The 12,855-nt window shown below is 70.9% G+C and carries 12 protein-coding genes; 5 read left to right on the forward strand and 7 right to left on the reverse strand.

The annotated features are described in order from the left end of the window. Nucleotides 1-55: 55 nt before the first annotated feature. From LA521A_RS02165 to LA521A_RS02180, 4 genes are read right to left on the reverse strand one after another with little or no spacing between them, the layout of a single operon-like run. Nucleotides 56-3,217: an efflux RND transporter permease subunit gene (locus tag LA521A_RS02165; RefSeq protein WP_281782163.1), complete on the reverse strand. Its 3,162-nt coding sequence runs from the start codon at nt 3,215-3,217 to the stop codon at nt 56-58. 7 nt (nt 3,218-3,224) lie between these two features. Beyond that, nucleotides 3,225-4,475, reverse strand: a complete 1,251-nt coding sequence (locus LA521A_RS02170) for an efflux RND transporter periplasmic adaptor subunit (RefSeq protein WP_281780753.1) — start codon at nt 4,473-4,475, stop codon at nt 3,225-3,227. After that, a complete protein-coding gene (locus tag LA521A_RS02175) occupies nt 4,472-5,749 on the reverse strand; it encodes a TolC family protein (RefSeq protein WP_281780754.1) in 1,278 nt (425 codons plus the stop codon). The genes LA521A_RS02170 and LA521A_RS02175 overlap by 4 nt, the downstream gene beginning before the upstream one ends. Before the next feature lie 54 nt (nt 5,750-5,803). Then, on the reverse strand, nt 5,804-6,187 hold the full coding sequence (locus LA521A_RS02180; RefSeq protein ID WP_281780755.1) for a hypothetical protein: 384 nt from the start codon (nt 6,185-6,187) through the stop codon (nt 5,804-5,806). Nucleotides 6,188-6,339: 152 nt separating this feature from the next. Here LA521A_RS02180 and LA521A_RS02185 point away from each other — a divergent pair, with 152 nt between their 5' ends. From LA521A_RS02185 to LA521A_RS02205, 5 genes are all read left to right on the forward strand, one after another. Next, nucleotides 6,340-7,221, forward strand: coding sequence for an energy transducer TonB (locus tag LA521A_RS02185; RefSeq protein ID WP_281780756.1), 882 nt, complete (start codon nt 6,340-6,342; stop codon nt 7,219-7,221). A gap of 35 nt (nt 7,222-7,256) precedes the next feature. After that, nucleotides 7,257-7,964: an alpha/beta hydrolase gene (locus tag LA521A_RS02190; protein ID WP_281780757.1), complete on the forward strand. Its 708-nt coding sequence runs from the start codon at nt 7,257-7,259 to the stop codon at nt 7,962-7,964. A gap of 83 nt (nt 7,965-8,047) precedes the next feature. Continuing rightward, a complete protein-coding gene (locus tag LA521A_RS02195) occupies nt 8,048-8,785 on the forward strand; it encodes a LytR/AlgR family response regulator transcription factor (RefSeq protein ID WP_281780758.1) in 738 nt (245 codons plus the stop codon). 92 nt (nt 8,786-8,877) lie between these two features. Continuing rightward, complete coding sequence (gene hemC, locus LA521A_RS02200) at nt 8,878-9,795, forward strand: hydroxymethylbilane synthase (protein WP_281780759.1); 918 nt, start codon at nt 8,878-8,880, stop codon at nt 9,793-9,795. 158 nt (nt 9,796-9,953) lie between these two features. Then, nucleotides 9,954-10,322 carry a hypothetical protein gene (locus LA521A_RS02205; protein WP_281780760.1) on the forward strand — a complete coding sequence of 123 codons (369 nt, stop codon included), beginning with the start codon at nt 9,954-9,956 and terminating at the stop codon, nt 10,320-10,322. Nucleotides 10,323-10,340: 18 nt separating this feature from the next. Here the strand turns inward: LA521A_RS02205 and LA521A_RS02210 are convergent, their stop codons facing one another. The 3 genes from LA521A_RS02210 to LA521A_RS02220 form a co-directional block, all read right to left on the reverse strand. Beyond that, a complete protein-coding gene (locus LA521A_RS02210; protein ID WP_281780761.1) occupies nt 10,341-10,994 on the reverse strand; it encodes a DUF481 domain-containing protein in 654 nt (217 codons plus the stop codon). Between the two features lie 105 nt (nt 10,995-11,099). After that, entirely contained in the window at nt 11,100-12,074 is a 975-nt protein-coding gene (locus LA521A_RS02215) for a dimethyl sulfoxide reductase anchor subunit family protein (RefSeq protein WP_281780762.1), read from the reverse strand. Between the two features lie 9 nt (nt 12,075-12,083). After that, nucleotides 12,084-12,851 carry a 4Fe-4S dicluster domain-containing protein gene (locus LA521A_RS02220; RefSeq protein ID WP_281780763.1) on the reverse strand — a complete coding sequence of 256 codons (768 nt, stop codon included), beginning with the start codon at nt 12,849-12,851 and terminating at the stop codon, nt 12,084-12,086. Nucleotides 12,852-12,855 lie beyond the last annotated feature (4 nt).

Consider the following 12,855-nt stretch of genomic DNA (forward strand, 5'->3'; position numbering starts at 1 on the left):
CGCACGGGTGCGGTGCTCGGGTAGCCCGGGCAAGTGCAGCGCACCCGGGGCACCGTCACATCACCTTCCGCCGGTGCGCCCACGCATACAGCGCGGGCAGCACCAGCAGCGTGAGCAGCGTCGAGGACACGATGCCGCCGATCACCACCGTCGCCAGCGGCCGCTGCACTTCCGAGCCCGCGCCGACGTTGAGCGCCATCGGCACGAAGCCCAGCGACGCCACCAGCGCCGTCATCAGCACCGGGCGCAGGCGGCCGAGCGCACCGTCGACGATCGCCTCGCGTAACGGCAGACCGTCCTCACGCAGACGCCGGATGAAACTCACCAGCACCAGTCCGTTGAGCACCGCCACGCCCGACAGCGCGATGAAGCCGACGCCGGCCGATATCGACAACGCAATCCCGCGCAGCGCGAGCGCGATCACCCCGCCGGTCAGCGCCAGCGGCACGCCGCTGAACACGAGCGCGGCATCCTTCGCCGACCCGAAGGCCCAGAACAGCAGTGCGAGGATGACCACCAGCGTGACCGGGACCACCACCGCGAGGCGCTGGCTGGCGGAGATCAGCTGCTCGAATGTGCCGCCGTAGCCGAGCCAATAGCCGGCCGGCAGCGTGACCTCACGCTGCAGCCGCTGCTGCAGTTCGTCGACGAAGCCGCCCAGGTCGCGATCGCGCACGTTCGCGGTCACGACGACGCGACGCTTCCCGTCCTCGCGGTTGATCTGGTTGGGCCCGAGCACCGTCTCGATCTTCGCCACTTCGCGCAACGGTACCGTACGGGGCGCGCCCGACGCCCACGTCGCATCCGCACTGGATTCGTCGGCGTTGCCGTCCTCGCGCAGCGGGATGGGCAGATCGGCCAGGCGCGCGGGATCGGAGCGCAACGCTTCGGGAAGGCGCACGACGATGTCGAAGCGGCGGTCGCCTTCGAACAGCTGCCCCGCCACTTCGCCGCCGATCGCGGTGGCCACCGTGTCCTGCACGTCGCCGGGATTGAGCCCGTACCCGGCCAGCGCGCGACGGTCGGGCGCGATCGACAGCAGCGGCAGGCCGGTGGCCTGTTCGCTCTTCACGTCGCTGGCGCCGGGCACGGTGTTCATCACCGCTTCGACGTCGCGCGCCACGCGCACCAGCGTGTCGAGGTCGTCGCCGTAAACCTTCACCGCGACATCCGCGCGAACGCCGGAAATCAGCTCGTTCATGCGCATCTGGATCGGCTGGGTGAACTCGTAGTTGTTGCCCGGCAGGCGTTGCGCGACCGCTTCCATCTCGGCGAGCAGCCGGGCGCGCGGCTTGCGCGGATCGGGCCACGCGTCGCGCGGCTTGAGCATCACGTAGGTGTCGGTGACCGACGGCGGCATCGGGTCGTTGGCGATTTCCGCGGTGCCGATCTTGCTGAAGACGCGTTCGACCTCCGGCATCGCGCGGAAGCTGCGTTCCAGCTGCGCCTGCATCGTGACCGCCTGCCCCAGGCTGGTGCCCGGAATGCGCATCGCGTGCACGGTGACGTCGCCTTCGTCGAGGCCGGGGATGAACTCCGACCCCAGCCGCGTCGCCAGCAGCGCGCACCCGGCGACGAGCACCGCCGCCGCGCCGATCACCACGCCGCGATGCGACAGCGACCACGCTAACGCAGGGCGGTAACGACGCTGCGTCCACGCGATCGCCCGGCTTTCCTTCTCCGCAACGCGGCCGCGCAGGCACAGCGCGATCGCCGCCGGCACGAACGTCAGCGAGAGCAGCATCGCGCCCGTGAGCGCCAGCACGACGGTGATCGCCATCGGGTGGAACATCTTTCCCTCGATCCCGGTGAGGGCGAAGATCGGCAGGTACACCGCCGCGATGATGCCCAGGCCAAACAGACTCGGGCGGATCACTTCCGCCGTGGCCGATGCGGTGAGGTCGAAGCGTTCCTCGTCGGTGAGTTCGCGCGCGAGGGCGTGCTGCGCCTGCCCGAACCGGCGCAGGCAGTTCTCCACGATGATCACCGCGCCGTCGACGATCAGGCCGAAATCCAGCGCGCCCAGGCTCATCAGGTTGCCCGAGACGCCGCCGCGCACCATGCCGGTGACGGTGAACAGCATCGACAGCGGGATCACCGCGGCGGTGATCAGCGCCGCGCGCAGGTTGCCCAGCAGCAGGAACAGCACGACGACGACCAGCAGCGCGCCTTCGACGAGGTTCCTGCGCACCGTCGCGATGGTGCGGTCGACCAGCGCGGTGCGGTCGTACACGGCATGCGCGCGCACGCCCGCGGGCAGGCTCGCGTTGGCGGATTCGACCTTCGCCGCCGCGGCCTGCGCGACATCGCGGCTGTTCGCACCGACCAGCATGAACACCGTGCCGAGCACGACCTCGCGGCCGTCTTGCGTCGCCGCGCCGTTGCGCAGCTCCGGGCCTTCCTCGACCTGCGCGACGTCGCGCACGCGGATCGGCACGCCGTCGCGGCGGTCGAGCACGATGTCGCGTATCGCGTCCAGGTCCGCAACCTGGCCCGGAACGCGCACCAGGAACTGCTGGCCGTTGCGTTCGATGTAGCCCGCGCCGACGTTGCGGTTGTTCGACGCGACGGCCGCCACCACGTCGCGCAGGCCGAAGCCCAGCGCGACCAGCCGCGCGGGATCGGGCGTGATGTGGATCTGCCGCGCGTACCCGCCGATGGTGTTCACTTCCGTCACGCCGGGCGTGTTGCGCAGTTGCGGCCGCACGACCCAGTCCTGCAGCGTGCGCAGGTCGGTCGCGGTCCACGGCGCGCCATCGGGTTTGCGCGCGGCGGGGTCGGCTTCGACCGTGTACATGAAGATCTCGCCCAGCCCGGTCGCGATGGGGCCCATTTCCGGCGCCAGGCCTTCCGGCAATTGCGACTTCGCCTGTTGCAGGCGTTCGGCCACCTGCTGCCGCGCGAAGAACAGGTCGGTGCCGTCCTTGAACACCACGGTGACCTGCGACAACCCGTAGCGCGACAGCGAGCGCGTGTAGTCCAGCTTCGGCAGTCCGGCGAGCGCGGTTTCGATGGGGAAGGTCACGCGCTGTTCGGCTTCCAGCGGCGAATACCCCGGCGCCTGCGTGTTGATCTGCACCTGCACGTTGGTGATGTCGGGCGTCGCGTCGATGGGCAGGCGCTGGAAGCTCCACACGCCGAGCGCGACGAGCGCGGCGGTCAGCGCCATCATCAGCCAGCGATGGCCGATGGCGAACCGGATGAGTCGTTCGAGCAGGCCGGTGTCAGTGGTCATGCGACGCCCCCGCCTTCTCGATGTCCGCCTTCACCAGGTAGCTCTGTTCGACCACGACCTCGTCCCCGGCGCGCAGGCCCGACACGACCTCGACCTGCGTGGCGTCGCGTCGCCCGAGTTCGAGCGGGCGCACTTCGTACGTATCGCCGACGCGGACGAAGGCGACGTCCCAGTCGCGGAACCGCTGCAACGCCGACAACGGCAACGCCAGCGCGACCGGTTGCCGCGCCACGGTGACCTTCGCGCTGACGGCCGAGCCGGGCCGCCACAGGCCGTCGGCGTTGGCGAGCGTCGCGCGCGCGACCGTGCTCTGGCTGGCGGTAGCCGTGCCGGGCAGCACGCGTTCCAGCGTCGTCTGCGCCTGCACGCCGTCGCTCATGCGGGTCACCGTCACCGGCACGCCGGCGCGCAGGTGCGTGGCGTCGGCGCCGAACACGTGCAGGTCCACCCAAAGCGTCGACAGATCGGCGATCTCGAACAGCGGCGCGCCTTCGCCGACCACCGCGCCGATCGCGGCGTTGCGCGAGAGCACCACGCCGGAAATGGGCGCGGCGACGGTGTACGTCGACAGGCTCAGATTGCTTTCGATGCTCGCAAGCGGCTGGCCCGCGCGCACCGTGTCGCCAACGTTGGCACGCAAGGCGCGGATCGGCCCCGGGAATCGCGCCATCGCGCTGGCGACGCGTCCTTCCACCGGCGTCAGCAGGCCCTGCACTTCGTGCTCGTCGGCGATCACGCCCGGCCCGGCTTTCGCCACGCGGATGCCCGATTCGCGGGCTACATCCGCGGCGATGACGGTGCGGCCCTCAAAGCTGGGGAACGTCCAGCGCAAGGTGCGGCCGTCGATGCGTGCGGTCACCGCGACATCGAACGAATGCGGCTCGCCGACGACGGTGTCGGCCAGCAGCCGGCCATCGCGCCGCGCGCGGAGCGCATGCGTTTCGCGCACGCCGCCCAGTCGCGTGAGGACGATATCGACTTCGCCCGCCTTCGCCGGCAGCGGCTTGTCGTCGCGATACAGCCAGGCTTCGTACCTGGGCGGCGTGCCGTCTTCGGCGATGGCGAGTTCGACGGCGATGTCGTCCTGCCGCAGCAGGCGGCCGCCGTGTTCGCCGCGCGCCTGCGCGTCCGCATGCGCGGCGTCGGCGCCGTCGGCGTGGTCGTGGCCGGTGTCCGGTCCGGAACTCCCGCAGCCGGCGAGCGCCAGCGCGAGGAGGGCAGCAGTCAGTCCGATCTTCACGGCGAGGCTCCCGTGTGGGTGCGCGCAGCCGGCTGCACGAAGGCCTCGCCGGTCAGTCGCTGGATTTCGATGAGGGCGCGTCGTGCGTCGAGCGCGGTGTCGAGTTGCTGGCGCGCGAGCGCCGCGCGCTCGGACTGCAGTTGCGCCCATTCGAGGTAGCTGATCGCGCCGGCGCGATACGCGCGCTCGGCGGCCGCTTCGGCGCGCGCGAGCGCGGGCAGGATGTCGTCGCGCAGGCGCAGCACTTCCAGCTGCGCGACGCGATACCGCCCGTGCGCGTCCACCAGGGTCGAATAGAGCGAAAGCCCGCGCGATTCGCGTTCGATGTCCAGCAGCGCCAGTTCCGCCTGGGCCGCGCGGATCTGCGGCTGCGCGCGTCGCGAGCCGGACAGCGGCATCGACACGCTTGCGACCAGCGCCGCGTCGTCGCTGTCGTTGAAGGCGCGTACGCCGACTTGCCAGTCGAGGTCCGCCTTCGCCTGCGAACGCGCGAGTTGCAGGCGCGCTTCGCCGATGCGGCGTTCGTCGGCGAAGCGAACGAGTTCCGGCGTGCGGTCGAGCAGGGTCGCCAGTGCGTCGAAATCGGGAATGGCGGGCAGCGCGAGCGCGTCGTCGGCCGCCGGTTCGAAGCGCGGCTCGCGTTCGCCCCACAGCGCGGCCAGGTGCTGGCGGGCGGCGTCCATCATGTGCGTGGCACGGCGCTGGTCGAGTTCGGCGCGCGCCAGGGCCGCCTGCGCCGTAAGCACGACCGATTCCGGCGATGCGCCGGCCTGGAAGCGCTGACGCGCGGCGACGACGGTGCGCCTGCGTTGCGCGATGTCGGCATCGGCCAGGTCGCGCCGATGGCGTGCACCGACCACGTCGAGGTAACGGCGTGCGGTTTCGGCCAGCAGGTCCAGGCGGGCGGCTTCGCGTTCGGGCGCGAGCGCGTCGATGCGGCCCTGCGCGAGCGCGATGCGTGCGTCGCGCTTGCCGCCGCGTTCGAGCACGGAGGCCAGGCTCAGCGTGAGTTCGGCCGCATCGACGCCGGCGTAGTCGCCCGTGCCGAGGGCGTTTTCGACCTCCACGCCCGCGCGAAGGGCGGGGCGTTGCGCGGCCTCGTCGAGTTCGGCCGCGCGCGCTTGGCCGCGCAGTGCGGGCAGGCGGAGGTCGGGATGGAAGGCGGCGACGCGTGCGAACGCGTCGTCCAGGGTCAATCGGTCGCCGGCCCGTGCGGGCGATGCCGCAACGAGCACGGCGACAAGCGCGGCAGGCGCCGCGAGTCGCGAAAACATGGAATGGCTCCGATAGGGGAATGACGGAACGCCGGCATTGAGCCGGCAGGACGGTCAGGCCTGGATCGGAGGACGGAACGGGGCCGCGTGCGTGGTGGGCGCGAACGCGACGGTCTGCGCCGGCAGCGGCGAATCGCGGTGGATCCGCGGGAGCGCGAACTCCAGCCGCGGCAGCACGGCGGCCTGCTGTCCGCAGCAATGGGTGAGGTGGAGGTGGCTGTCGTCGTGCGGCTGGCGGTCGCCGTCCGCCGTCGCGGGCGAGGTGACGACGCCATGTCCTTCGGGGTGCGTGTGCCCATCGCCGACGAGCGCGGCGTGCGCGAGCAGCTCGTGCATTTCCTCGGCGATCGCCAGCGACGGCTTCAGCACCACGCCGCACAGCAGCAGGCCGAGCAGCAGCAGCCGGACAGCGTGGGCGAGGGCGGGGGCACGGACCATCGCCGCAGGGTACGCGCCAGCGCGGGCGATACACAATTGCGCGCGCTTCACGCGTTGCCGCGAAGCCGTCACATGCGCTGCCTAGCCTGTGCCGGCTTTTTGCAGGGGAATGCGCGATGCGGTGCGTGGGTCTGGCGTGTGCGGGTTTGCTGATGTTGGCGCTGGGCGGTTGCGAGGGCACGCAGGCACCGGTCGCGCAGGAGGCGTCCGGCGACGCCGGATCGCTGCCCGCGCCCGTGCTGGAGCAGATGGAAACGCAGCCGCTGCGTGCGCGCGCCGAGGCCGCGCTTCGCGAACAGCGGCTGCACACGCCGGCCGGCGACAACGCGGTCGAGTACTACCTCGCGTTGCGCGAGCGCGAACCCGATTCGGGCGTGAGCGCTGCGCTCGCCGAACTGCAGCCGTACGTGCTGATCGCCACCGAGCAGGCCCTCGCGCAGCAGCAGTTGGACGAAGCGCGTCGCCTGATCGGGCTGCTTGCGCGCATGGACACGCAGGCGCCGGCCCTGCCGCGCCTGCGCGAATCGCTGCGCGTGGCGCAGGAACGCGCCGATCGCGACGAAGGCGCGCGCATCGCCGAAGCCGCGAAGCCCGTACCCGTCGCACCCGCCCCGACGCCGACGCCCGCGCTTGCACGCGTGGTTCCGCCGAGTGCGCCGTCGCCCGTTCCGGTTGCATCGCCTCTGTCGGTCGCGCCGGAGGTTCCCGTCGCGCCGAAGGACGCCGCGCCGCCCGCACCCATCGCACGTACCGAACCCGCACCGGCCGCGATGCCGCGTCTGCTCCGCGACGCGGCGCCGCGATATCCGCTGGCCGCGCGCAATCGCCGCATCGAAGGCAGCGTGCAGGTGGCCTTCACCATCCAGCCCGACGGCACCGTCACCGACGTGCGCACCGTGTCGGCGCAGCCGGAAGGCCTGTTCGAACAGGCGGCGCTGGCTGCCGCCGCGCGCTGGCAGTTCGAACCGACGCCGCGTCGCGTGACCATCACGCGCACCGTCACCTTCCGCCTGCCGCCGGATCCGAAGACCTGATTGGCGCGTCGCGGCGCAGCGGCGACAATGCGGGCATGACTACCGCCGCCCCGCTGCTGGAAACCGTCGAATTCGAAACCGGACCGTCGCCGACGTGGACGATCCTCTGGCTGCACGGCCTAGGCGCCGACGGCCACGACTTCGCGCCGATCGTGCCGGAACTGGTGCGCCGCGACTGGCCGGCGCTGCGCTTCGTGTTCCCGCACGCGCCGGTTCGCCCGGTGACGATCAACAACGGCATGCGCATGCGGGCGTGGTACGACATCGTGCATTTCGACTTCGACGCGCTGCATCGCGACGCGGCGAAGAACCGCGCCGACGAAGCAGGCGTCGCCGAGTCGGTCGCGCAGGTCGAAGCGCTGATCGCGCGCGAGAACGAGCGCGGCATCCCGTCCGAACGCATCGTGCTGATCGGCTTCTCCCAGGGCGGCGCCATCACCCTGTCGGCGGGACTGCGTCGGCGCGAGCCGCTCGCCGGCCTTGCCGGCCTGTCCACCTACCTGCCCGAAGTGCCCGCGAGCGCCGCCGCGGCGCTGCAGGCCGCGGCGACCTCGCAGCCGTTGTTCATGGCGCACGGGCAGTTCGATCCGGTGGTCCCGGCGGCGATAGGTTTGCGCAGTTCTCAAGCCATGCAGGCGATGGGATTCGCCCTGGAATGGCATGAATACCCGATGGCCCACCAGGTTTGCGCCGACGAGATCCGCGACCTGGGCGACTGGCTTTCGCGCAGGTTTGCGGCCTAGGCGTTCCCGACGATTGGTAGCGGGCCCCGCCGGGGGCTATCCTCCCCCTGAACGGCTCTGCCGGCCTGGGGATGGACGCGCCGATGAGGGTAGTGATCGCCGATGACGAACCGCTGGCGCGCGAGCGCCTGCGTGGATTGCTGGCCGAGCAGCGCGGCGTCGAGGTCGTCGCCGAGGCGGCCGACGGCCAGAACGCGTTGCACGCTTGCGCCGAACACCGCCCCGACCTGGTGCTGCTGGACATCGCAATGCCCGGCATCGACGGCCTGGAAGCCGCGCGCCACCTGGCCGCCTTCGACCCGCGCCCGGCGGTCGTGTTCTGCACCGCCTACGACGCGCACGCGCTGTCGGCGTTCGAGGCCGAGGCGATCGACTACCTCGTCAAGCCGGTGCGCGCCGAGCGCTTGGCCGCCGCGCTGGAGCGCGTGCGCACCTTCGCCGCGGGTCGCGAGAAGACCGGCGACAACGGCGCCGGGCCCGTCGGCCAGCGCCGCAGCCACCTGTGCGCGCGCCTGCGCGGCAGCCTGCGCCTGATCCCGATCGAGGACGTGCATTACCTCCACGCCGAGGAGAAGTACGTCGTCGTGCACCACGCGCGCGGCGAGGACCTGATCGAGGAATCGCTGAAGTCGCTGGAAGACGAGTTCGGCGAACGCTTCGTGCGCATCCACCGCAACTGCCTGGTCGCGCGGCACGAGATCGTCGAGCTGCGACGCGCGCCGGACGGCCACGTGCAGGCCGTGCTCCGCCACGGCAAGGCGCCGCTGGAAGTCAGCCGCCGCTGCGTGGCGGGGCTGAAGGAAACCCTCAAGCACCTCTGAGGCCCGCTCCCGTAGCCCGGGTGCGCGTTTGTCCGGGCTACAAGGGCTGCCACGGCCGTGAGGCCTTCGCGCCTTTCCGCGATAATGTCGCGATGAAGACGCTCCGCATCGCCACCCGAAAGAGCCCGCTTGCCCTGTGGCAGAGCGAGCACGTCGCCGACCGCCTGCGCGCGGCGCACCCCGGCCTGACGGTTGAACTGGTGCCGATGAGCACCCGCGGCGACGAAGTACTGGACCGCTCGCTGGCGGCGATCGGCGGCAAGGGCCTGTTCCTGAAGGAGCTGGAGCTGGCGATGCTGCGCGGCGACGCCGATTGCGCCGTGCATTCGCTCAAGGACGTGCCGATGGAGCTGGAACCCGGCTTCATGCTGCCGGCGATCCTCACGCGTGCCGATTACGCCGACGCGTTTGTCAGCAACCACTTCGCGAACATCGCCGCCTTGCCGGAAGGCGCGCGCGTGGGCACGTCGTCGCTGCGCCGGCAGGCGCAGCTGCGCGCGCTGCGGCCGGACCTGCGTCTGGCCGACCTGCGCGGCAACGTCAACACGCGGCTGGCGAAGCTCGACGCCGGCGAATACGACGCCATCGTGCTCGCGTGCGCGGGCCTGCAGCGACTGGGCTTCGACGATCGCATCCGCGATCGCCTGCAGGCGCCGCACTGGCTGCCGGCACCGGCGCAGGGCGCGGTGGCGATCGAATGCCGCGACGACGATGTCGCCACGCGCGCGCTGTGCGCGCGGCTCGACGATGCGGACACGCGCACCTGCGCCGAAGCCGAGCGCGCGATGAACCGCGCACTGCACGGCAGCTGCCACGTGCCGGTGGCGGCGTTCGCGCGCCTGCAGGCCGGCCAGCTGCATCTGGCGGGGCTGGTGGGTTCGGCGAGCGACGGCGTGATCGTGCGTGCGCAGGGCGAGGGCGCTGGCCACGCGCCGGAGGTGCTCGGTCGGGACGTCGCCGCGCAATTGCTGGCGCAGGGTGCGGGCGAGCTGATCGCGGCGTCGCACTGATTCGCGTCGGTCCCGGCGGGCGCCGGAATCGCGCCGGTTTGGCCGTCGAACCCGAACTGTGGGTGCTCGCGTCCTCGTGACGCCACATCGACACCGCCGACACGGCCGGCTCACCGGTCGCGGCCTAGCCTGTGCCCGGCCCAGACCGGGAGTTCGGCATGCTCCAGACCGCATCGATCCTGTTCGTCATCACCGCGCTGGGCGGCCTGCTCATGGCCGCCATCCGTTTCGCGACGAAACACAATCCGCCCGCGTGGCTGGCGATGGTGCATGGCCTGCTGGCTGCATCCGGCCTGACGCTCGTCGTCTATGCGCTGTGCACGCAAGCCGTGCCGTCGACGGTGCTGTTCGCGCTGGTGCTGTTCCTGCTGGCGGCAGGCGGCGGCGCGATCATGAGCCTTGCGTACAAGTGGCGGCAACGCCTGCTGCCCGCGTGGCTGGTGATCGGACATGCGCTGATCGCTGCGATCGCGCTGGTGCTGCTGTTGCTGGCGGTGTTCGGCGCCAATCCCGACCCGGCCGGCTGACCGGCGCCAGACCGCGCGTTAGAAGCGGCGCCGCAGCTCGATGCTGCTTTCGGCCGTTTCCTTGCCGCCGCCGCTCTGCGTGTCGTGGCGGATGGCGAAATCGCTCTCCAGCGTCCAGTTCGGCGCGAGGTTCACGTCGAAGCTCACCGACTGCTTCACGAAGGCCTCGCCACGACCGCTCTCGAACTGCACGTGCTGCGTCCACGTCGCGCGTTCGCCCACCTTCTGGCCGAGGTTGAGCTCACCGCGCAACACGGGACCGGGCTGGTTGATGCCGTCGTCGTACAACGGCGCCAGGCGATAACCGGCGCCAAGCGTGAGGCCGATCTGGGTCGGGCCATCGCGCATCGCCTGCACGCTGTAGCGCGTGCCGATGCGGAAGTCGTTGGAGTACGACCCCTTGCTGTCGCGCGGCGTGGCCGGCGCGCTGAGCGAGGCGTAGCGCTGGCTTCCGGGCAGCCGCAGCGGGCGATGGCGCGTGTCGCCGTTGGATTCCACCGGCATCGGAGCCGCCATCGCGACCTGCCATTCCTCGTCGCCGCAGCGCGTGGAAAAGCAGTACAGCCGCATCTGCGCCGGATCGCTCGCAATGGCCATCAGCGTCGGATCGCCGGGGGTGACCGGCATCGGCAATGTCACGAAGGGGCCGCCGAGCAGGGCGAGCCCGAGCACACCGAGCATCGTCGTGGGTAAACGGGGAAGAGGCGGCCATGTTGCCCATGAAACCGCTTACAGGCAAATCGGAGGGATCCGAAAAACCGTTGCCATTCAGGGACTTCAGTAATAAAGCGTGACCAGGTGCCGGGCCTGGGCGAAAAACAGCCAGCGTTCGACCAGGGTTCCGGCGAGCGCGAGCAGCGCGCCGAGCGTGAACACCGGGCCGGCCAGTTCAGGGTTCGCCCAGGCCAGCCACGACGCCACCATCGGCACCGCCGCGAACAGGACCAGCGCGATGAAGCGCAGCGGCCGCGCGTGCTTGCGCGCCAGCACGTGGCCCATTTCCTTGTTGATGTAGTTGGCCTGCGTGTTCGGGCGTTCGAACACGTCTACCTCGCGTCCCGGCAGCCCGACGGCGTCGGCACGCGTCGCGCCGAGCGGCTGGCGGTCGATGCGATGCCAGTACACAAGCTTGAGCACGCCGGCGACGATCGCCAGGGCGAAGGTCACCAGCAGGATCACGCCCAGCGTTTCGTCCGACAGCGCGCTCCAGTTCACCAGCGCCATCAGCACCAGCCAGCCGGTGAGGATCGCGAACACGAAGTATCCCGGCAGCACGAGCGGGTGCCGCCACGCGGGAATGGGCTTGAGCGAGGCGTAGATCATTGCCGTGCTGGCGATCGTGCACAGCGACAGCAGCACCATGATCGCGGCGAGCGCCGGCATCGCGATCCACAGTCCGGTCGGCAGCGCGCCGGCGATGCCCACGCCGAGCAGCGCGAGCATCGCGACCACCACCAGCGCCGTCGCCACCGCGAACACGCCCTCGCGCGACAGCCATGACGTGCGCCACTGCGAGAATGCGCGCCACGCCCGGCCGGGCTTGCCCAGGTGCAGCATCGAACTGAGCAGGCCGGCGGTGGTCAGCACCAGGCCAAGGACCAGCAGCACGCCCCACAGCAACACGGTGGCGCCGTTGGCCGGCGCGCGCCCCTGCAACGCCGGCAGCAGGATCAGGCCGCCGGCCCACAGCAGCAGGCCGTAGCCCGCGCCGGACAGCGTGGTGAATGCGATGACGGAAAACGCAGGATGCATGCGGTGGACTCAGCGGCTGAGTACGCGGTCGAGCCAGCGCAGCATCGGCGGCAGCGCGGCGGTGTCGAGGGTTTCGTCCTGCGGCGCCGCGGTCGCGGCTTCGCCGGTGCGGCGCGGACGCGGCGGCAGGTACTTGTTCACCGGCTGGTAGCCCAGCTGCGGCAGCAGGTCGACGCCGCCGCGTTCGGCGACCAGCCTGGAAACCTTCGACTCCGGGTCGCCAAGGTCGCCGAAATGGCGCGCACGCGTCGGGCAGGCCTGCACGCACGCGGGCTGGCGCTCCGCCTCGGCGAGGTTCTCGTTGTAGATGCGGTCGATGCAGAGCGTGCATTTCTTCATCACGCCTTCGACTTCGCTGTATTCGCGCGCGCCGTACGGGCAGGCCCACGAACACAGCTTGCAGCCGATGCACTTGTCCTCGTCCACCAGCACGATGCCGTCCTCGGCGCGCTTGTAGCTCGCGCCGGTCGGGCACACGGTCACGCACGCCGGCGTCTCGCAATGCAGGCACGAACGCGGGAAGTGCAGGGTCATCGCGGGTTGCGGCGTCGGGCTCGATGCGCAGCCTTGCGTCGGCGCGACCTCGTAGCTGTGCACGCGGTTGAACCAGACGCCCGCCGGGTCCTTGCCGTACGGCTGCTCGTCGGTGAGCGGCGCGGCGAAACCGCCGGCGTTCCACTCCTTGCAGCTCACCGCGCAGGCATGGCAGCCCACGCAGGTGTCCAGGTCGATGACGAGCCCGAGTTTCTTCTTCGACGGCGGCGGCAGGTCGGTCATGCGG

This window comes from Lysobacter auxotrophicus, from assembly GCF_027924565.1.
GTDB lineage: Bacteria > Pseudomonadota > Gammaproteobacteria > Xanthomonadales > Xanthomonadaceae > Lysobacter_J > Lysobacter_J auxotrophicus.

Coding starts and splice junctions, on each gene's coding strand:
- LA521A_RS02190 (WP_281780757.1), top strand. CDS start 7,257: ATGACTACCGCCGCCCCGCTGCTGGAAACCGTCGAATTCGAAACCGGA.
- hemC (WP_281780759.1), top strand. CDS start 8,878: ATGAAGACGCTCCGCATCGCCACCCGAAAGAGCCCGCTTGCCCTGTGG.
- LA521A_RS02195 (WP_281780758.1), top strand. CDS start 8,048: ATGAGGGTAGTGATCGCCGATGACGAACCGCTGGCGCGCGAGCGCCTG.
- LA521A_RS02205 (WP_281780760.1), top strand. CDS start 9,954: ATGCTCCAGACCGCATCGATCCTGTTCGTCATCACCGCGCTGGGCGGC.
- LA521A_RS02215 (WP_281780762.1), bottom strand. CDS start 12,074: ATGCATCCTGCGTTTTCCGTCATCGCATTCACCACGCTGTCCGGCGCG.
- LA521A_RS02175 (WP_281780754.1), bottom strand. CDS start 5,749: ATGTTTTCGCGACTCGCGGCGCCTGCCGCGCTTGTCGCCGTGCTCGTT.
- LA521A_RS02180 (WP_281780755.1), bottom strand. CDS start 6,187: ATGGTCCGTGCCCCCGCCCTCGCCCACGCTGTCCGGCTGCTGCTGCTC.
- LA521A_RS02220 (WP_281780763.1), bottom strand. CDS start 12,851: ATGACCGACCTGCCGCCGCCGTCGAAGAAGAAACTCGGGCTCGTCATC.
- LA521A_RS02185 (WP_281780756.1), top strand. CDS start 6,340: ATGTTGGCGCTGGGCGGTTGCGAGGGCACGCAGGCACCGGTCGCGCAG.